This window comes from Altererythrobacter xiamenensis (assembly GCF_900177715.1).
GTDB lineage: Bacteria > Pseudomonadota > Alphaproteobacteria > Sphingomonadales > Sphingomonadaceae > Erythrobacter > Erythrobacter xiamenensis.
In genome coordinates this window covers 484,243-502,344 of the sequence record NZ_FXWG01000001.1, presented here as the reverse complement: position 1 = coordinate 502,344, position 18,102 = coordinate 484,243, and the positions used below count along the sequence as shown (strand labels likewise).

The window sequence follows — 18,102 nt, the reverse complement described above, 5'->3', positions numbered from 1 at the left end:
TCTTGGTGGTCATGCGACGCCGTTGTTTCTCGGTCCGGCTCATCAACGCTTCATCCCTTCGACCGCATCGGTGGCGCGCGATCCCAGATTGCGGTGGCGGACAGTGGGCGAAAATCCTGCGTGGCGCAAGGCTTGGGCCATACGTTCGGCGGTGAATACCGAGCGGTGTCTCCCGCCGGTACAACCGAAGGCGATATGGACGTAGCTCTTGCCCTGCGCCTGATAGCGCGGAAGCAACGTGTCGAGAAGGTCGCGGATCTGCGAGAAGGCTGGCGCGAAACCTGCGTCTTTCTCGATATGCTCACCGACAGCCGGATCCAGCCCGGTCTGCTCGCGAAGCTCGTCCACCCAGTGCGGATTGTCGAGGAAACGCATGTCGAAAACGAGATCGGCCAGCGGCGGCATACCCCGAGCGAAGCCGAAGCTCGACACGGTCACCGTCATGGGCTGATCCGCCTCGGCGGCGAACAGTTCGCGGATGTGCTGCTGCAGATCGTTGGTCGAGAAATCGGTTGTATCGACGACCATGTCCGCCCAGCGCCGTAGCGGCTCCATCAACTCGCGCTCGGCCCTGATGCCCTCCTGGACCGGGCTACCCTGTGCCATCGGGTGGCGGCGGCGGGTCTCGTTGTAGCGACGCTCGAGTTCACCGCTCGAACAATCGATGAAAAGGGTCGAGACGAGGAGGTCTTCCTGCCGCGAGAGGTCCTTTACGATGTCGATAATCTTGGCGGGCACGAAGCCCCGTGTGCGCGAATCGAAGCCGATCGCCAGATTGCCATGTTCACCGTCGGGCCGTGACAGCAGACGCTTGAGAAGACGAACCGGGAAATTATCGATCGTCTCCCAACCGAGGTCCTCCAGCACGTCGAGCGCGGTCGATTTTCCCGCTCCGGAAACGCCGGTGACGAGCAGGACGCGCTGCTGGCCGGATTTGCGCCCAGCCGAAGCGCTCTCTCGTTCGCTCTCTTCCATGCGCCTCTTTTCGCTGCGATGCGGCATAATGAAAACCCCCTTTGTGCGGGTTCAATCAGCAAGGCCGTGGACCCGCAGCGCCCATTCGGCGCGCAGGGCGGGCGAGGGTGCCGACGTGTCGAAGGGCAGGCAAGGCATCGCGCAGCCGATAATCTCGCGCGTGCCGAGTATTTCGGGGGGAAGTCGGCACACTTCCCCGTCAAGATCGAGAATCAGAGCAAGCGGCGCATTGACAGGCGTTAGGTCGATAATCCCAACACCCCGTATCTCGAGCTTGCCCGCGATATTCGGCGGGGGGCTGGCGATTATCCGGTCGCCCTCACGCTCAAGGGTAACGCCGTCGTCGCCGATGAGTTGCGCACCCCGGTCGATGAGGGCGAGAGCGAGCGAGGATTTTCTGCTGCCCGGTCTGCCGGTGATCAATATGGCGCGCCCTTCTACCGCCACTGCGCTGGCCTGAAGCAGGCGCGTGTCTTTGCTCATTGCGCGGCAGGCAATTCAAGGCGCAGGCAGGCGCCCGGCTTGCCGTCGCTGCGACCTGCAGCGATGAGCGAGCCGTCATGCGCCTCGGCAATTGTGCGGGCGATCGCCAGGCCCAACCCAGAATGATTGCCGAAGTCTTCGGCCTCGGGCCTTACCGAATGAAACCGCCGGAAGACCTTCTCCCGCGAATCCTCTGGGATGCCGGGCCCGCGATCGCAGACCGTGAGTACTACGCGGTCGTCCACATTGCCGATCTCCACTTCGATTGGAGCGTCGGGCGGAGAGAAAGACACGGCATTGTCGAGCAGGTTTTCGACTACACGTTCCAGCCGGGTTGCGACACCGGTAACGGGCGAGGGCCAGCCCTTGCGCTTGAGTTCGATCCGGTGGTCGCGGTTTTCGGCGCGCGCCTCGCGTGAACCGACGATCGCTTCGACGAGATCTGCAAGGTCGATTGTCTCGAGCGTCGCGCGCGACATCTCGGCATCGATCCGGCTCGCATCGGAGATTTCGGTCACCAGGCGGTCGATCCGTCGGACGTCATGGGTTGCGATATCGACCAGTTGCCGCCGCAATTCGGGATCTTCGACGCGGGGCAGGGACTCGATGGCACTGCGCAAGCTTGCGAGCGGGTTCTTGATTTCATGCGCCACGTCGGCGGCAAAGCTCTCGACCGCGTCGATGCGGTGGCGGAGCGCGCCAGTCATGTCGGAAACGGCGCGGGCCAGTAGCCCGATTTCGTCGCGTCTTTCCGGCAGACGCGGGACCTCCACTTCGCGCTCGCGACCTTGCCGGACGCGCATGGCTGCGCGCGACAGCAGGCGCAGGGGGGCGATAATGGTTCGCGCAAGGAAGAGCGAGAGCAAGATCGAGGCCGTGAGCACCAGGAGGACGCCCAGACCCAGGGTCGAGCGCGCGCTGCGCACGGATTCGGTGATGTCTACCGCATTGCGCGTGGTTAGCAGTGTCGCTCCGTTAAGACCGACGGGTGCCGCTGCCGTGATCACGGGTGTCCCGTCCCGCCAGTCATAAAGTGTGATCTGGCTCAGGCCTTCCTCTCGCGCCTTGACCAGTTCGGGCCAGGCATCGGCGGTTTGCGCTTCCGGTTCGACGTAATCGGTGACCGGCTCTGCGCTTACGATGGTATCGACCGCGCGATCGAGCCAGCGAGCGAAGCGTTGATCCCAACTGTCGTCGGTTATGTCGTCGAACTGGAAGGAAGGCTCCTCGTCGAGCGCGAAACTGTCCGCCCACAGCCGTCCCTCCGCATCGAACATGCGCATCCGCATGCGCTGCTCCTTCCCGATCTGGATGAGCAGCGCCTCTTGCCGCTCGCGGCTCGCGCCGGCGAGCGCCTCGGCCGTGATCTGTGCTTCGATCCGGGCAAGCTTGTAGCGCTCGTTGAGGAGCTGCGTACGATAGGAATCGAGGTAGAACAGCCCGCCGCCGAGCAGCAGGAGCGGCAGCAGATTGACCGCCAGGATGCGCGATGTGAGCGAAAGCTTGCCGCTCCATGTCAGCCGCTCAAGCCCGCGATCGAGGCGATTTGCCGGTAATTCGTCAGCCATCGGAGAAGCTGTAGCCAGCCCCGTACAGCGTTTCGATAGCGCCAAAGGTCGGGTCGACCTGGCGGAACTTGCGCCGCATCCGCTTGATGTGGCTGTCCACCGTGCGATCGTCGACGAAGATGTCGTCGGGGTAAGCCGCATCCATCAACTGGTTACGGCTCTTGATGACGCCGGGACGCGCCGCGAGCGCTTCGAGAATGAGAAACTCGGTAACGGTCAGCGAGACGGGATCGCCGTCCCAGGTCACGTGATGTCGGGCAGGATCCATGAACAGCCGGCCGCGCGTCAGTGAAGCATGGGCGTTCTCGCTCGCATCGGTGTCGCCGTCGAGCGGCCGCGAAGGGTCGGCGCGGCGCAGGATGGCTCGGATCCGGGCGAGCAGCAGGCGCAAGCTGAACGGCTTGGCGATATAATCGTCCGCGCCCAGTTCCAGTCCTTGCTCCTCGTCGCCCTCATCATCCTTGCTGGTGAGAAAGATGACGGGAAGAGCAGAATGCTGCCGCACTTCGCGAAGCAGTTGCAGCCCGTCCATCTTGGGCATCTTGATGTCGAAGATCGCCAGGTCAGGCGGATTGTCGAGCAGCGCCTTCAGGGCAGTCTCGCCATCCGAATAGACGCGCGTGACATAGCCCTCTGCCTGGAGGGCAATCGAAACCGTCGTAAGGATATTGCGATCATCGTCGACCAGCGCGATGACCGTATCTTCGCGCGCATTCGATGTTTCGCCGGTTTCCTCGGCCATCCTGATCCTTTCCCAGCAGACAGGTTTTTCGGTTAGCCGCTTCCGTCCAGCGAAACAACGGATGCGAAAATTGCACGCTATTGTGGACATAGCGCAAGGCGAGTCTGTTTGACGCACGGGCGAGCGGGCATTAGAGGGTCAGACGAAGCTAGTGCATTCGTATGCAGGCAGTTGCAAGCGAATCGCACAGCAAGACCATCCCGGCCCATCCGGAACCTGTCGCAGGAGAATCGCGTGTCGACCCCGCTTGCCTATCCCCTTTCGAGCCAAGGGATTGAAACCTCAGCAAAGATCTACCCCAATCTGGGAACGCCCCAGCTTGTCGAGCACGCGCTGGACCGCGGCGAAGGCAAGCTGGCGAAAGATGGTCCGCTGGTCGTCGATACCGGCCGATTCACAGGCCGCAGCGTGAAGGACAAGTTCGTGGTTCGCGATGCGACCACCGAAGACACGATCAACTGGGGCGCGATCAACCAGCCGATGAGCCCGGAACATTTCGCCAATCTCAAGGCGGATTTCCTCGAGGCGCTGAAGGATCAGGACGAGCTCTACGTCGCCGACCTGTTCGGAGGTTCGCAACCCGAATATCGCGTCAATGTGCGCGTCATTACGCAGATGGCCTGGCATTCGCTGTTTGCGCGGACACTGCTCGTTCGCCCGACCCGGGAAGAATTGGGCGATTTCGAACCCGAATACACGATCATCAACCTGCCGAGCTTCAAGGCGGATCCCGAGCGGCACGGCAGCCGCAGCGATACGGTGATCGCGGTTAACTTCACCGAGAAGCTGATCCTGATCGGCAACACCGAATACTCCGGCGAAATGAAGAAGGGTGTTTTCGGCATCCTCAACTACCTGCTGCCCGCCCAAGGCGTGATGCCAATGCACTGTTCCGCCAACGTTGGACCCGACGGCAAGACCGCCATTTTCTTCGGCCTGTCGGGCACGGGGAAGACCACGCTTTCTGCCGATGCAAGCCGCACGCTGATCGGCGACGACGAACACGGCTGGTCGGACACGGCGGTCTTCAATTTCGAAGGCGGCTGCTACGCCAAGATGATCGACCTTTCGGCGGAAGGCGAACCGGAAATCTACGCGACGACGAAGATGTTCGGCACGATCCTCGAAAATGTCGCGATGGACGAGGACACGCGCACGATCGACTTTACCGATACGAGCAAGACCGAGAACACTCGCGGCGCCTATCCTATCGATTACATCCCGAACACATCGGAAGAAAACCTCGGCCCGGTGCCAAGCAATGTGGTCATGCTCACTGCCGATGCGTTCGGCGTGCTGCCTCCGATTTCGCGGCTGACGCCCGACCAGGCGATGTACCACTTCCTGTCCGGCTATACTGCCAAGGTTGCCGGTACCGAGATCGGCGTGACCGAGCCCGAAGCAACTTTCTCGACGTGCTTCGGCGCTGCCTTCATGCCGCGTCATCCGAGCGTTTACGGAAACCTGCTGAAGGAGCGGATCGCCAATGGCAACGCGTCCTGCTGGCTCGTCAACACCGGCTGGACCGGCGGTCAGTACGGCACGGGCAGCCGCATGCCCATCAAGGCAACCCGCGCTTTGCTCAATGCCGCGCTCGACGGCTCGCTGAACGATGCCGAGTTCCGCATCGATCCGAACTTCGGTTTCGAAGTGCCGATCAGCGTGCCGGGTGTCGATGACGGTATTCTCGATCCGCGTTCGACCTGGGCGGACAAGGACGAATACGATCGCACCGCGCAAAAGCTGGTGCAGCTCTTCATCGACAATTTCGAACAGTTCGAAAGCCATGTCGATGAAGGCGTTCGCAAGGCTGCGCCGAGCAACGCGGTCGCCGCCTGACACCTTTTTACAAGGTTGGGAGAGGAAGGCCCCGTTTCGCAAGGAACGGGGCCTTTTCTATGTCATGACTCTGCGCCATGATCGGGCACCGACTCGATCCAAGGAGAGCGACATGAGTATGTTCGACCAAATTCTCGGTGCAGCCCACGATCACCCGACGGTGAAAAACCTCGCCGAAAAACTTGGGATCGACAGCGAGACCGCAGAAAAAGCCATCGCCGCGCTGACAGAGGCGCATCACCAGGATGGCGATACGGTCGGTCTCGCTGCCAAGAAGACCGGGATCGACGAGAGCGTGCTTGCCAGCGTGCGCGACCAGGTTGGTGGCGAAGGTTCGCTCGCCAAGTTCATGCAGATCCTCGATGCCGATCATGACGGTAATCCGTTTGACGACATTGCCGGTTTCGCCGGCAAGCTCTTCGGGAAGAGCTAGCCTTCCTGCCTGTCAGCTTTTCGCTTGGGGTATCACGGGCTGTTCGCCGCGATGTAACGTCCGACGTTTTTCTCCAGAACATCCATCGGCACATTGCCGCCGAGGACAACCGCATCGTTGAATGCCTTGAAGTCGTAGGCACCGCCTAGCTCGCGTTGCGCCCGCGCGCGTTGATCGACGATCCGGCTGTGGCCGAGCTTGTAGCCGGTCGCCTGGCCCGGCCAGCTGCAATAGCGATCGACCTCGCCTTCGACTTCCGCGCGCTTGCTGCCGTTGCGGGTGACGAAGAAATCGACGGCCTTGTCCCGGCTCCACCCCTTCGCATGGAGCCCGGTGTCGACCACCATCCGGCAGGCGCGAAATGCGAGCGACTGGAGATAGCCCAGTCGGCCAACCTTGTAGTCGTCATAGGCGCCGAGTTCGTCCGCCAGTTGCTCGCCGTAGAGCGCCCAGCCTTCGCTGAAGGGATTGAAGGCGAGGATCGAACGGATCAGCGGCAGGCGGTTCGAATATTCACCCTCCCAAACGTGGCCGGGAATGGTCTCGTGATAGGTCAGATCGGCGAGATCATATTTGCGATGCAGGTCGGTGGTACGCAGGTTGATCCAGAAGCGTCCCGGGATCGTGCCGTCCTTGCTGCCCGCGCCGCCATAGGCCCCGGGCGCACCGACTTCTTCCGCTGGCGGGATACGGCGGACTTCCAGATTGGGATCGACCAGCGTGTTGAAAGCGCGCGGCATCTGCGCCTTGATCCAGTCGATCCGCTCCTCGATGAAGGACATGATCTCGGCGCGGCCGGGATCGCCCTCGGCAAACTGGTAACGCGGATCGGCACCCAGCGCCTGCATTCGCTCGCCAACAGTACCGCTGGTAAAGCCGATCTCTCGCAGGATCGGATCCATCCTGGCATGAAGCGCGTCTAGCTCTTCCAGCCCTTGCTGGTGTACCTCGTCCGGCGAAAGCGTGGTCGTGGTGCTTGAGCGCAGCGCCCAGGCATACCATTCCTCGCCACGCGGGCGCGCGTACATGCCGGGTTCGCCTGTCGCCACCTTTTGCTGTGCGAAGAGTTCGGCAAGCTGCGCTTCGAAACCGGGCGCAATCTGCGTGGTGACGATTTCCTGCGCACGGCGCGCATAGCTGCCGTCGGGATCGACCGTGGTGTCGGCTTTCTCCAGCGGAGCGACGAGCGTTCCGCCTTCCATCGCGTCGAGCAAGGTCGTTCGCATCTGGCCGGTGGCCTTGGCGATCAGGAAGTCAGGCGGCACGACACCCATCGCCCGTGCGGATTTCATCCGCTCGAGCTCGCCCGCAAGGACGCCGGGGATTGCCTCGATCCGCGCAATATAAGCCTCGGCGTCGTCGGTGTCGCGCAGCGGATGGATCGAATCCATGAAGCGCGGCAGGTCGAGATAGGCACCGACATTCTGAATGACGACGTAGGGCGCAGTGCGCCAGCTGCCGACCGGAATATCGCCATAGGGCAGGGCCATGCCATCGAGGGCAAGGCTGTATCCGCTTTCGATCACGTCGAACGAGGTGCGCTGCTCGTCGGTCAGGCCCTCTTTAGGGTAGCTCCGTGCCTGTTCGAGACCCCAGCGCAGGCTTGCGGCATAGGCGGCGACGCCTTCGGGCGTCTTGTCTGTCAAGCGGCTGCGAAGATCCGCATGCTCTCCGGTGTCGACACCCAGGCTCGTCGCGCGTTCCGGCTCATGCTCGAGCAGCGCCCAAGCGATCTGGTCGAGCATTTCATCAGGCGTGAGCGTAACCGGAGCAGCAGCGCCAAGACCCGCCTGCTGTGCGCAGCCCGGAAGGAGCGCCAATGCGGAAACGCCGCCAAGCCCGGCAAGGGCCTGACGGCGCGTGAAGTTCGTGGGAATATCGTTCATGCGGGCAGGTAGTAAGCGCCCGACCAAGCGAGTCAATCGCACTCTACCGGCTGATCGCGATGGCTAATCGCGGAACTCTGCCGGAACCTTGCCGCCATTGGCCGCCAGTTCCTGCATGGTGCGCTTGTGCAGCCAGATATTGTCATCGGCGCTGCCCGAATAGTCGGTATTGCCGAGCTCCTGCGCCAGTTCCTTGCGGTTCTCGTAAGAGGAATCGACGCCGATCAGCTTCATCAGATCGACGATCGAGGTCCTCCAGTTGAGCCTGTCCGAACCGTCCATCGCATCGAGCCGCGCTTCGACGTCGACGTCGCTGATAGGCTGAGGATCGACCGGTGTCGGATCGGCAGGGGTGGGAGCGGAGGCGGGCGGTGCCTTCTTGTCGTCCTTGCCGAAAATCGCGTTCTTGATCTTGCTGAAAATACCCATGTCGATGCTCCGTGTTGGTGCGACAGGCCGTCGCTCGCTGCTTTCAACGGATCACAGGCATCCAATGTTCCAATTCCTCGGCATCTCGGATAGCGCGAGGCGAGTTTTCAAAGGAGTCTGCCATGAGTGTCGTTCTGTCGATCGTGATGCTTGCCGCGCTAGCGCTCTTGGTTGGGGCCTTCGTGCTCTGGAAAAGAACGGGCGATACGAAGAAGGCCCTTCTGATGGTCTTCCTCGCGGCAATCGCGGCGCTCAATGTCGCGATCTGGACCGTGCCCGATTCAAGCGGGGATGCTCCGATCGACAAGCTTTCCGAAAGCGAGCGCACTTAAGAGCGAACTTTAGTCGAGCAAGGCTGGGCCGCTTGCCGGTTGGGGGGGGCGGCAAGCGGCCTCGGGGTGCGTCTTGGCAATCAGGGAGCGTTTGCCAGTGCACCCGGCCAAACGGGTCACTCAGTTGGGCAGTTGCCAACGGATCGAGCTGCTGAAGGAGCCGGTCGTCTTCGCTCCGCTGCCGTCCTTGGCGGCATTGAAGCGCGCCCGTTTCGTGATGAGCGAACAGGTCGCCTCGTCGAGCGCGGAGTGACCGCTAGACTGGGTGATGCGGCAATCCGACACGCGACCATTCGCTGCGATTTCCAGTCGGAATCGCGCGGTGCCGGTCATGCCTTCGCGTATCCAGCGGCTCTTGTAGTCATTGTCGGTCACCCAGCTTGCGGCATCGTTGCGCGGCATCGCAGGCACGGGATCGAAAGCAGGTGCTGGCGGAGCAGGCGGCTCGATCGGGCCCTTCGGCAGCGGCGTGAGCCTTAGGTCATCGCTCAGTGGCGGCAGTTCGATGGTCGTCTCGAACAGGTTCGGCTTGGGCGGCATCGGGATCGGAACCGGAGGGGTGACGACCGGGTTCGCCGGTGCTTGCTGCCGGGGTTGCGGCTTGGGCGGTTCGGGAGGAGGGGGCGGCGGAGGATCCTTGAATTCCCTCGTCGGCAGAGGGCCGGTAAAGATCTGCTTCGTGACCTCTGTGCTGAGGCCCAGCACGAGGAGTGCTGCCAATCCTGCATGGACGACCACGACCCCGCCTATTCCGGCGCTGCGATCTCTCAGGCTCTTCTCGTCTGCGAATGCCATTGTCTTTGCTCCTCTTCTCCAAAAGGCCGCGGTTTCTCTGCGACTAATTGCAATGTTACAACATAACACAAATCAAGTCAAAGCAAGCACCTTTGCACCAGGCCGGACAGGCCCGAGCGCGGGTTTGCTACGAATTGGAAGAGGGCGGCGCGCAGCCGCTCCCGATCACTTGATCGGGCAGTCGGGATCCAGGCGGAAGTCGAGATAATTATCGACCGAACCCATCAGATCTTCGATTTCGTTTTCGAAGAAGTGGTTGGCGCGCGGAATTTCCTCGTGGTGGATCGTGATGTGCTTCTGCGTGCGCAGCTTGTCGACCAGCTTCTGCACGGCAGGTGGCTGAACCACCGTGTCCGATGCGCCCTGGATGAAGATGCCCGAGGCGGGGCAAGGCGCGAGGAAGCTGAAGTCGTACATGTTTGCAGGTGGCGCGACCGAGATGAAGCCGCGCACTTCGGGGCGACGCATCAGCAACTGCATGCCGATGAGCGCGCCAAAGCTGTAGCCGGCGACCCAGGTCGTCTGCGCTTCGGGATGGATCGACTGCACCCAGTCGAGCGCCGATGCGGCATCCGACAATTCGCCGATCCCGTTGTCGAAGCTGCCCTGGCTGCGACCGACGCCGCGGAAGTTGAAGCGCAGCGTGGCGAAACCGCGGTCGGAAAAAGTCTTGTACATCCGCTGCACGATGCGGTCATTCATTGTACCGCCGCCTTCCGGGTGCGGGTGGAGAATCAACGCTACTGGCGCACGCGGGCGCGGGGGCGGAGAGAAACGACCTTCGAGACGGCCTTCTGGACCGGGAAAAATGACTGACGGCATCGTGAGTAACCTGCTTGATCGGCTGCGCCCGAACTGGCGCTGCCCGTTTGCCCGCCTATATAGTGCGAGCGGGGAAATCTGCAATTGCGATAACCATACAGCCAAACAGAGCGGGGCTTCACCATTTCCGACCGGATTTATCTCGACCATGCCGCGACCAGTCCGCTGCGCCCCGAAGCGCGCGCGGCAATGGAGGAAGGCATCGCAATCTGGGCCAATCCCTCAAGCCCCCATGCCGAAGGGCGCAAGGCCCGCGCTGCGCTCGAAGATGCGCGCGATCGTATCAAGGCGAGTCTCGGCTGGGACGGCGAACTGATTTTCACCAGCGGCGCGAGCGAGGCCGCCGCGCTGGCGCTGCACAATGCGCAGGCGGGTGCTAGGCTGGTCAGCGCGGTCGAACATGATGCGGTGCTGAAAGCTGTGCCGGATGCGGAACGGTTGCCGGTCGGATCAGACGGTGCGCTCGATATGGAAGTGCTGGCAGAGGCAGTGCAGCGTGAGAAGCCGCTGGTCGCGGTGCAGCAGATCAATTCGGAAACGGGCAACCGTCAGGATCTCGAAGCGATCGGTCGACTGGTGGGCGATGCGGGTGGTTTGCTTCTAGCAGACTGCGCGCAAAGCGCAGGGAAACTCGCGTTGCCGCAATGCGACATGGCGATCATCTCCGCGCACAAGTTCGGCGGGCCGATCGGTATCGGCGCATTGCTAGTGAAGGATTATGCCATGCTCTCGCCTTCCGGCGGGCATGAGCGCGGCTACCGCCGGGGGACCGAGAACCTGCCGGGCGCGATGGGAATGGCTGCAGCTCTGCAAGGCGCAAGCGATCCCTATGTTGATCCCGATGTTGTCGAGCCGCTGGAGCAGTTTGTGGGTGAAGTGCGCGGCATCGGCGGCACTTGCCTGTCCGACAGGTTGTCCAACCCCACCCCCTACATTCGCGCCATCGCCATGCCGAATATGAGTGCCACGGCGCAGGTCATGCGCTTCGACATGGCAGGCATCGCGGTCAGCCAGGGCAGTGCGTGTTCTTCCGGAACGATGAAAACCAGCCATGTTCTCGAGGCGATGCAGGTCGAGCCGGACGTTGCGGCCAACACGATCCGCGTCAGTATCGGCTGGGACACCACCCGCGCAGAGGTGGAACGCTTCTGTGATGTGTGGTTAGAGATGGCAAAATCATGATCTATCTCGACTATCAGGCCACCACTCCGCTCGCGCCGGATGCGCGCGATGCCATGCTCCGCTGGCTTGACGGGCCCGATGGCACTGGCTTTGGCAATCCGCATTCCCCGCATCGCATGGGGCGGCAGGCGAAGGCCGCAATCGAGCTTGCCCGCGAGCGGGTCGCGGCGCTTTTCCCCGCCGGAGGACAGGTGATCTTCACCGGCAGCGCGACCGAAGCGATAAACCTCGCGATCCGCGGTTCGGGCAAGAACGGCAGCGTCTCGGTCAGCGCGATCGAACATGCCGCCGTGCTGGACACGGCACAGGCGCTGGGACAGGCGCATATTCTCAACGTTGCCAAGGACGGGCAATGCAACACCAATCAGGACGTGCCGAATGACACGCGCTTGATCGCCGTGATGCAGGCCAATAACGAGATCGGCGTGATCCAGCCAACGGTCGAATGGCACCGCAAGGCCAAGGAAAACAATGCCTTGTTCTTGTGCGATGCGGTGCAAGCCTATGGTAAGATGCTGGTGACCGGTGCCGACATGATCGCGGTATCGGCGCACAAGCTGCATGGGCCCAAGGGCGTCGGCGCGCTGTGGGTCCGCGATGGTGTTTCGCTCGAAGAACAGCAGACCGGCGGTGGGCAAGAGCATGGTTTGCGCTCGGGCACGCTCAGTCCGGCGCTGATCGCGGGCTTCGGCGCGGCGGCCGAGGTCGCGAGCGAGCGATTGGAAGAGGATGCGGCCCATGTCGAAATGCTGTGGAAGCGCGCGCGAGAGCTGTTTTCCGACTGGACGCTCAACGGCAGCGCCGAAGCGCGCTGGCACGGTAATCTCAACATTCGCCGCACGGGTCTCGATGTGAACCGCCTCATGTCCGACTGCCGCAATGTGATGTTCAGCGCCGGCTCGGCATGCGCCAGCGGGTCTGGCCGGCCCAGCCACGTGCTCAAGGCGATTGGCCTTTCGGACAAGCAGGCGAAAAACTCGATCCGGTTGGGCTTCGGGCGTTACACGACCCTCGAAGAGATCGAGCAGGCCGCTGCCGAGATCAATGCTGCAGCGCAAGACCAGGGACTGACGGAGCAATAGCCATGAGCATCACGGTTCGTTTCATCAATTCCAACGGCGATACGCACGAAGCGAGCGCCGAGCCGGGCGACAATCTGCTCCGCGTGGCGCAGGCTGCGGGCATGCCGCTGGAGGGCACTTGCGAAGGCCAGATGGCCTGTTCGACCTGCCATGTGATCGTCGATCCCGATTGGTTCGAAAAGCTGCCCGGCGCGGTCGAGGAAGAAGAGGACATGCTGGACTTTGCCGCCGGTGTGCGGCGCACCAGCCGCCTGTCCTGCCAGATCGATTTGACGGCAGAGATGGACGGGCTGACGGTCACTATCCCGGTCGAAAGCTACGACATGCGGCGCATGTAGCCGCGCTCAGTTTGTGAGCATCCCGGTAACGTAGTCCCCGATGGCGAGGCTCGCCGTGAGGCCCGGAGATTCGATCCCGAACAGGTTGACGAGGCCGGGCACGCCATGCGCTGCTTCGCCATCGATGCGGAAATCCTGAGCACCGCTGCCGGGTCCGGCCAGCTTCGGCCTGATCCCGGTGTAATCGGGCGCAAGCCTGTCCGCATCGAGGTCCGGCAGGTAGCTGCGGATTGCGGTGATGAACTCTTCGCGCCGTGCATCGTCGAAGCTGTAGTCGACCCCGTCGATCCAGCGCACGTCCGGTCCGAAACGCGCCTGCCCACCGAGGTCTAGCGTGAGATGAATGCCGAGCCCGCCTTCCTCCGGCAGCGGATAGACCAGCCGGTTGCAGGGCGAGGGGCCTGACAGGCGGTAGTAATGCCCGATCGCGTAGTGGGCTTCGGGAAGGTTGGCCGCATCCAGTCCATCAATCGCGCGAGCCACTTTCGGCGCTGCAAGTCCCGCGCTGTTGATGAGGATACGCGAGCGGACCTGCATCGGTGCCTCGCCACCGGTGGTGACGACGAAGCGACCCTGCTCGATGGCGCATCCCTCGACAGGCGTATTGAGCACGACCATTCCACTTGCATTCTCGAGATCGCCCTGGAGCGACAGCATCAGCGAATGGCTGTCCACGATGCCGGTCGACGGCGAGAGCATCCCTGCATAGCAGGCGACCTGCGGCTCCAGTTCGCGAGCCTCGTCACGGGAAATCCTCTGCAGGTCGGTGACCCCGCTTGCCTCTGCATTGGCGCGAATGGCCTCTAGCCGCGCGATTTGCTCTTCATCGGCGGCGACAATCAGCTTCCCGGTGCGGCGGTGCGCAATCCCGCGTTCTTCGACATAGCGATAGAGCAACTGTTTGCCGCGCAGGCATAGCTGCGCCTTGAGGCTGCCCGGCTCGTAATAGATCCCGGCATGGATCACTTCGGAATTGCGGCTGCTGGTCTGCGTGCCGATCGCGCTTTGCGCTTCCAGCACCAGCACTTCGCGCCCCGCCCGGGCAAGCGCGGCAGCGCAAGCGAGGCCCACGACACCGGCGCCGATCACGATGCATTCCACTTCGTCCATGCCTGCTGCTAGCCCAGCTGCCGGTCCCCGCGCCAGATACCTCACCCCTTTGCGCCATATTGCTCCCAAGGCGGTACGTCATAAGAGCCTTTCCGGGATCAGTCCTGCCTGGGCTAGAAAAGCGCGTGATGCTGGCCGCAACCACACCTCTGTCTGAAATTGCTCAGGAAATCTGGGACTCCGCCCCAGCCGAACCGCGCACGCCGATGCGCCAGTACATCTGGGCGCGAGCCTATCAGGATACGCTGGCCCGCGGCGACGTGCGCGCAATACTGGTCGGCTCGCCTGGCCAGCCGGTCGCAATTGCCCCCTTCGCCGAGCCTGCGTCCGGCCCGCGCCGTCAGGTGCTGCTGGGCGCAGAGGACCTGTGGGAATCGATCGAGGTTGCCGCACAAGACGAGCAGGCGCTGCGCGAGCTCGCCGAACGGATTGCCAATTCGGGCGAGCCGATGCGCTTCGGCCACCACCCAACCGACACGCGCTTCCTCGAACTCCTGCGCACCGCCTGTCGCGGCAAGGCGAAGGTCGTCGTGGCCGAACAGCCGATGCGGGCCATGCCGCGCATCGTACTCGACGAAAGCTGGACCGAGCCGGAGAGCCATTTCAACAGCCGCCGCCGTTCCGATTTTCGCCGGATGTCGCGCAAGGCCGAGGCGCTCGGCGAGATAAACTACGAGATCGTCGAACCGGATGCCGGAAATCTCCAGCGGCTGCTCGACGAAGCCTTCGCGGTCGAAGCGCAAAGCTGGAAGGGGCGTTCGGGCACCGCGATCAATCAGGACGAGCGGACCGAAGCTTTCTACCGCGCCTATGCCGAGCGTGCGATGGAAGCGGGTATCCTGCGGCTGTGCTTCATGCGGATCGACGGTAAGGCCGCAGCGATGCAGTTCGCTGTCGAAAGCGACGACCGCTTCTGGCTGATCAAGGTCGGCTATGACGATGCCTTCAAGCAGGTCTCGCCCGGCAATCTGCTGATGCGCGAGACAATCTCGCACGCAGCGGCCAGGGGCCTCAAAACTTACGAGTTTCTCGGCAAGGAAGCCGAATGGACCAAGCTTTGGGCCGGCGATGCTCGGCCGATCGCAACGCTCAGGACCTATCCGTATAATTTGCGCGGGCTCGCCGCCTTTCTGGCGGACGGCATTGCCGTTGTACGCAAACGGATCGCGGCGCGCCTGAATCCCGAACCGGGGGAACAGCATGCGTAAACTCATTGCGCCAATGGTCATGCCGCTCGTGAAGCATGCCACGCGTGCCTATGTCGCGGGAGACGATCTTCCCGGCGCGCTCGACTTTGCCGAGCGGGCCGCACACGCGGGTTTCTCCTGCACCATGTGTTACTGGAACGATGGCAAGGAGCAGCCCCCCGTCGTCGCCGACGAATATCTCAAGATAATGGAACAGGGCGCGGAACGCGGTCTCGACCTCGCGCTGGCGGCGAAGATTCCTGCGCTGTGGGAACGGCAGGAAGAGATCGACCGTGTCGTGGCGCGGGCACGTGAACTGGGCCAACAGGTCATTTTCGACGCGCATGATCCGCACAAGTCTGACGATATTATTGCCGCCCTCGAAAAGACCGGGCCGGAGGGGATGGGCTGGGCCATTCCGGGGCGCTGGCATCGCAGCCTGGAAGATGCCGAGATCGCCATCGACATGGGCGTACGGGTGCGCGTGGTGAAGGGGCAGTGGGTCGACCCGACCGATCCCGACATCGACCTTCGCGAGGGATATCTGCGCGTCATAGAGCGGCTCGCAGGCCGCGCGTCCTTCGTCGGCGTTGCCACGCATGACGCGCCATTGGCCGCCAAGGCAATGCAAATACTCCACGATGCCGGCACGCCGTTCGAGCAGGAGTTCGTCTTCCCGCTGCCGGTTGAACCGGCCTTGGCCGAAGGCAAACGCTTCGGCGCCAAGGCACGGCTCTACTTGCCTTATGGATCGGCCTGGCTCCCTTATTCGCTTTCGCGCGCGGCACGAAATCCGGTGATGCTCTACTGGCTGGCGCGCGACACGATCCTGGGCCGGACCTTCAAGGTGCCCGAGCGCGAGCCCGCCTGAGCGGACCCGCCTCTTACATATTCAAAATCCGATCGGCTTTCGCTGGTAGGCGCGGACGTAGTCGACCTCCATCCGCACATTGTCGGGCGTCGTCCTGTCCATCTCACCCGTATCGGCGGGGAAAGAGACGAGCATATACATCGGCTGGTTGAACTCGTCCGGCGTCTCGGTCCGCCAGATCGCTTCACGGTTGAGATAGAACACCGTCTCCGCTTGCGAGACTTCCACTCCGAAGGTGTTGAAACGATCGCTGAGCAGGCCGGGTTCGATCTGATGCTTGGTCGTGTAGCTCAGCCGTTCCTGTCCCTCCTTCGCAGGATGCTTGAGAAGACCGAGGCTGAACTTGCCTGGCTCATGTGTGAGATATTCGAACACGTCGATCTCCGCCGTGCCGCGGCTCTTGTCGACACCGATCAGCCAGAATGACGGCCAGAAACCGGGCGCTTCGGGCAGGCGCATCCGCGTTTCGAAATAGCCGTATTTCTGGGCAAAGCCGCTGTTGCATGCGTCCCAGGACGACAGCATGCCCGATTGCCAGCTTCCCCCTGCGCGCCGCCGCGCATGGATCGATAGCACGCCGCTCTCGATAGTGAAGGGGAACTCCTTGCCCGGCGCCATGAAGCGCGCCGAGCCGAAGTCGCCCGCCCAGGGCGTGTGCGCGATCCATTTGGTGAGACAGCCCCATTCGGAAACGTCCAGGCTATCGAATTCCTCGGCGAAGGACGGTTCGAACTCCGCCAGATCGAGTGTCTGGCCTTCAGTCCCTCGGGAACCGCGGGCTTCCTCGGCCGCGCCGCTGCAGCTGAACAGTGCCAGCAGCGCGAGCGAGGCGAACCATGGTCGCGCGAGACCCGTCATAGCCGCGACGCGTGGACCCACCGCGCCTCGTCATCGGTCAGGTCGGGGTGGAGGAAATCGACCAGCAGAACCACGCGGTCCTCGTTAGAATTGTTCTGCGCCTGATGATGATAGGAAGAATCGAAGATCATCGCCTCACCGCGCTTCCACTCGCGCTTGAGGCCGCCGACTTCCATGAAGCCGTTGCCCGGCACGATTAGCGGCAGGTGCATCGTCAGGAAAACATTCGACACGTCACGATGGGGGCTAATGACCCCGCCGCCCTCGAGGATGGAGAACATCGCATCGCGGAAGGCCGGATAGTGGGGGATCGTCTTTAGCAGAGCGGCGGTTTTCGGACAGAGTACGGTTCTTTCGGGCATTTCGCGGTGCCGCGTGACGAACTGGAAACTCTGCCAGAAATCCCCTTCCAGGCCAGCGTAGCTGTATGCCTTTATGCCGTCCGCATGCTGCTCCCGCAGCGCTTCGTATTCGGCGGTGATCTCGTCGACCGCGTCCTCGAACGCGGCGACCCAGGGAAAATCGCTCGCCTCGTACCATGGTTTCGATGTCAGTCCGGCGAAGGTAAAGCCTTGTGGATCGGGCCTCACCGTCGTGTCGGTCGATCCTTCCTCGCTCGCAATCGAAACGGAAACCCTCTCCAATTCGGGCATCTGTTCCAGCTTGGCCTCCATCATCGCATGGCCTTTCCGATAAGCCCTCAGCCGACGGGTTGCCGACACGATCAGAAGCAAGGAGACGATCAGGGGCACACCGATGGCGGAGGCTGCCAGCAGCGCTTCGACAAGGCGAGCGACCGTTGTGCGGCCGGCAAATGCGAAGGCGCCGGCCGTGAGGAACATCGCGCCTGCGCCGAAAGCGAGCGCTGGCAGCATGAGCCGTTCGACATGCTGTTTGACGCTCGTTCCCCAGAACAGCTCGACCCCGGTGATCCCGATCGGCCAAGCATAGCGCATGACCAGCAGGGCGATTGCCGCGAAGATTAGTGCGGTCGCGGCGGCAACTGCCATGTCCGGCCTGCCCGCGTGGTGCATTGCGATATAGGTGAGATAGCTTGCGGCAGTGATCAGCAACACGATCTGCGCGATGAGGAAGGTGAATATCCGTTTGAAGGCTGCAATCCCGTCCATCTTTCTTCCCTTTCGGGCCTTGAAATGGCCCTGTTTCTCT

General features: G+C 62.5%; 19 protein-coding genes. 8 read left to right on the top strand and 11 right to left on the bottom strand.

The genetic code is table 11. The features are described 5' to 3' along the window. Positions 1–42 precede the first annotated feature (42 nt). The 4 genes from rapZ to CCE89_RS02555 are packed head-to-tail and all read right to left on the bottom strand — an operon-like array spanning position 43 to position 3,768. Positions 43–975, bottom strand: a complete 933-nt coding sequence (rapZ, locus tag CCE89_RS02570) for an RNase adapter RapZ (RefSeq protein ID WP_086436966.1) — start codon at positions 973–975, stop codon at positions 43–45. A 51-nt stretch (positions 976–1,026) separates the two neighbouring features. Further along, positions 1,027–1,458, bottom strand: a complete 432-nt coding sequence (locus CCE89_RS02565) for an HPr kinase/phosphorylase (protein ID WP_086436454.1) — start codon at positions 1,456–1,458, stop codon at positions 1,027–1,029. Further along, a complete protein-coding gene (locus CCE89_RS02560; protein WP_086436453.1) occupies positions 1,455–3,026 on the bottom strand; it encodes a sensor histidine kinase in 1,572 nt (523 codons plus the stop codon). The genes CCE89_RS02565 and CCE89_RS02560 overlap by 4 nt, the downstream gene beginning before the upstream one ends. Continuing rightward, positions 3,019–3,768 (bottom strand): response regulator transcription factor, encoded by a 750-nt coding sequence (locus CCE89_RS02555; protein ID WP_086436452.1) that lies wholly within the window; start codon positions 3,766–3,768, stop codon positions 3,019–3,021. The genes CCE89_RS02560 and CCE89_RS02555 overlap by 8 nt, the downstream gene beginning before the upstream one ends. Positions 3,769–4,002: 234 nt before the next feature. Here CCE89_RS02555 and CCE89_RS02550 point away from each other — a divergent pair, with 234 nt between their 5' ends. Both CCE89_RS02550 and CCE89_RS02545 read left to right on the top strand, forming a co-directional pair. Further along, entirely contained in the window at positions 4,003–5,607 is a 1,605-nt protein-coding gene (locus tag CCE89_RS02550; protein ID WP_086436451.1) for a phosphoenolpyruvate carboxykinase, read from the top strand. A 112-nt stretch (positions 5,608–5,719) separates the two neighbouring features. Further along, positions 5,720–6,040 carry a hypothetical protein gene (locus CCE89_RS02545; RefSeq protein ID WP_086436450.1) on the top strand — a complete coding sequence of 107 codons (321 nt, stop codon included), beginning with the start codon at positions 5,720–5,722 and terminating at the stop codon, positions 6,038–6,040. A gap of 32 nt (positions 6,041–6,072) precedes the next feature. Here the strand turns inward: CCE89_RS02545 and CCE89_RS02540 are convergent, their stop codons facing one another. Both CCE89_RS02540 and CCE89_RS02535 read right to left on the bottom strand, forming a co-directional pair. Continuing rightward, complete coding sequence (locus tag CCE89_RS02540) at positions 6,073–7,926, bottom strand: DUF885 domain-containing protein (protein WP_086436449.1); 1,854 nt, start codon at positions 7,924–7,926, stop codon at positions 6,073–6,075. Positions 7,927–7,989: 63 nt separating this feature from the next. After that, positions 7,990–8,355: a DUF3597 domain-containing protein gene (locus CCE89_RS02535; protein ID WP_086436448.1), complete on the bottom strand. Its 366-nt coding sequence runs from the start codon at positions 8,353–8,355 to the stop codon at positions 7,990–7,992. A gap of 122 nt (positions 8,356–8,477) precedes the next feature. Here CCE89_RS02535 and CCE89_RS02530 point away from each other — a divergent pair, with 122 nt between their 5' ends. Next, positions 8,478–8,687, top strand: a complete 210-nt coding sequence (locus CCE89_RS02530; protein WP_086436447.1) for a hypothetical protein — start codon at positions 8,478–8,480, stop codon at positions 8,685–8,687. A 120-nt stretch (positions 8,688–8,807) separates the two neighbouring features. On the opposite strand, the gene CCE89_RS02525 is transcribed toward CCE89_RS02530, so the two are convergent. Continuing rightward, on the bottom strand, positions 8,808–9,482 hold the full coding sequence (locus CCE89_RS02525; RefSeq protein WP_086436446.1) for an energy transducer TonB: 675 nt from the start codon (positions 9,480–9,482) through the stop codon (positions 8,808–8,810). Between the two features lie 165 nt (positions 9,483–9,647). After that, positions 9,648–10,304: an alpha/beta hydrolase gene (locus CCE89_RS02520; RefSeq protein ID WP_086436445.1), complete on the bottom strand. Its 657-nt coding sequence runs from the start codon at positions 10,302–10,304 to the stop codon at positions 9,648–9,650. A 135-nt stretch (positions 10,305–10,439) separates the two neighbouring features. Between CCE89_RS02520 and CCE89_RS02515 the strand changes: the two genes are divergently transcribed. The 3 genes from CCE89_RS02515 to CCE89_RS02505 are packed head-to-tail and all read left to right on the top strand — an operon-like array spanning position 10,440 to position 12,906. Then, positions 10,440–11,486, top strand: coding sequence for a cysteine desulfurase family protein (locus CCE89_RS02515; protein ID WP_268762213.1), 1,047 nt, complete (start codon positions 10,440–10,442; stop codon positions 11,484–11,486). After that, complete coding sequence (locus CCE89_RS02510) at positions 11,483–12,568, top strand: cysteine desulfurase family protein (RefSeq protein ID WP_086436443.1); 1,086 nt, start codon at positions 11,483–11,485, stop codon at positions 12,566–12,568. Before CCE89_RS02515 ends, CCE89_RS02510 begins: the two co-directional genes overlap by 4 nt. A 2-nt stretch (positions 12,569–12,570) precedes the next feature. Next, a complete protein-coding gene (locus CCE89_RS02505) occupies positions 12,571–12,906 on the top strand; it encodes a 2Fe-2S iron-sulfur cluster-binding protein (protein WP_086436442.1) in 336 nt (111 codons plus the stop codon). A 6-nt stretch (positions 12,907–12,912) separates the two neighbouring features. Here CCE89_RS02505 and CCE89_RS02500 read toward each other — a convergent pair whose 3' ends face one another. Continuing rightward, positions 12,913–14,016 carry an NAD(P)/FAD-dependent oxidoreductase gene (locus CCE89_RS02500; RefSeq protein WP_086436441.1) on the bottom strand — a complete coding sequence of 368 codons (1,104 nt, stop codon included), beginning with the start codon at positions 14,014–14,016 and terminating at the stop codon, positions 12,913–12,915. 128 nt (positions 14,017–14,144) lie between these two features. Between CCE89_RS02500 and CCE89_RS02495 the strand changes: the two genes are divergently transcribed. Together CCE89_RS02495 and CCE89_RS02490 are read left to right on the top strand one after the other, a co-directional pair. After that, on the top strand, positions 14,145–15,224 hold the full coding sequence (locus tag CCE89_RS02495) for a GNAT family N-acetyltransferase (RefSeq protein ID WP_159456567.1): 1,080 nt from the start codon (positions 14,145–14,147) through the stop codon (positions 15,222–15,224). Beyond that, positions 15,217–16,074, top strand: a complete 858-nt coding sequence (locus CCE89_RS02490) for a proline dehydrogenase family protein (protein WP_086436439.1) — start codon at positions 15,217–15,219, stop codon at positions 16,072–16,074. The genes CCE89_RS02495 and CCE89_RS02490 overlap by 8 nt, the downstream gene beginning before the upstream one ends. Before the next feature lie 21 nt (positions 16,075–16,095). On the opposite strand, the gene CCE89_RS02485 is transcribed toward CCE89_RS02490, so the two are convergent. Then, complete coding sequence (locus tag CCE89_RS02485) at positions 16,096–16,953, bottom strand: glycoside hydrolase family 16 protein (protein ID WP_086436438.1); 858 nt, start codon at positions 16,951–16,953, stop codon at positions 16,096–16,098. Then, positions 16,929–18,062, bottom strand: a complete 1,134-nt coding sequence (locus CCE89_RS02480) for an aspartyl/asparaginyl beta-hydroxylase domain-containing protein (protein WP_086436437.1) — start codon at positions 18,060–18,062, stop codon at positions 16,929–16,931. Before CCE89_RS02480 ends, CCE89_RS02485 begins: the two co-directional genes overlap by 25 nt. Between the last annotated feature and the right edge of the window lie 40 nt (positions 18,063–18,102).

What these genes read in the sequence shown, in the direction of transcription:
- rapZ (WP_086436966.1), bottom strand. Translation starts at nt 975, where the DNA reads ATGGAAGAGAGCGAACGAGAGAGCGCTTCGGCTGGGCGCAAATCCGGC.
- CCE89_RS02565 (WP_086436454.1), bottom strand. Translation starts at nt 1,458, where the DNA reads ATGAGCAAAGACACGCGCCTGCTTCAGGCCAGCGCAGTGGCGGTAGAA.
- CCE89_RS02560 (WP_086436453.1), bottom strand. Translation starts at nt 3,026, where the DNA reads ATGGCTGACGAATTACCGGCAAATCGCCTCGATCGCGGGCTTGAGCGG.
- CCE89_RS02555 (WP_086436452.1), bottom strand. Translation starts at nt 3,768, where the DNA reads ATGGCCGAGGAAACCGGCGAAACATCGAATGCGCGCGAAGATACGGTC.
- CCE89_RS02545 (WP_086436450.1), top strand. Translation starts at nt 5,720, where the DNA reads ATGAGTATGTTCGACCAAATTCTCGGTGCAGCCCACGATCACCCGACG.
- CCE89_RS02540 (WP_086436449.1), bottom strand. Translation starts at nt 7,926, where the DNA reads ATGAACGATATTCCCACGAACTTCACGCGCCGTCAGGCCCTTGCCGGG.
- CCE89_RS02535 (WP_086436448.1), bottom strand. Translation starts at nt 8,355, where the DNA reads ATGGGTATTTTCAGCAAGATCAAGAACGCGATTTTCGGCAAGGACGAC.
- CCE89_RS02530 (WP_086436447.1), top strand. Translation starts at nt 8,478, where the DNA reads ATGAGTGTCGTTCTGTCGATCGTGATGCTTGCCGCGCTAGCGCTCTTG.
- CCE89_RS02525 (WP_086436446.1), bottom strand. Translation starts at nt 9,482, where the DNA reads ATGGCATTCGCAGACGAGAAGAGCCTGAGAGATCGCAGCGCCGGAATA.
- CCE89_RS02520 (WP_086436445.1), bottom strand. Translation starts at nt 10,304, where the DNA reads ATGCCGTCAGTCATTTTTCCCGGTCCAGAAGGCCGTCTCGAAGGTCGT.
- CCE89_RS02510 (WP_086436443.1), top strand. Translation starts at nt 11,483, where the DNA reads ATGATCTATCTCGACTATCAGGCCACCACTCCGCTCGCGCCGGATGCG.
- CCE89_RS02505 (WP_086436442.1), top strand. Translation starts at nt 12,571, where the DNA reads ATGAGCATCACGGTTCGTTTCATCAATTCCAACGGCGATACGCACGAA.
- CCE89_RS02500 (WP_086436441.1), bottom strand. Translation starts at nt 14,016, where the DNA reads ATGGACGAAGTGGAATGCATCGTGATCGGCGCCGGTGTCGTGGGCCTC.
- CCE89_RS02495 (WP_159456567.1), top strand. Translation starts at nt 14,145, where the DNA reads ATGCTGGCCGCAACCACACCTCTGTCTGAAATTGCTCAGGAAATCTGG.
- CCE89_RS02490 (WP_086436439.1), top strand. Translation starts at nt 15,217, where the DNA reads ATGCGTAAACTCATTGCGCCAATGGTCATGCCGCTCGTGAAGCATGCC.
- CCE89_RS02480 (WP_086436437.1), bottom strand. Translation starts at nt 18,062, where the DNA reads ATGGACGGGATTGCAGCCTTCAAACGGATATTCACCTTCCTCATCGCG.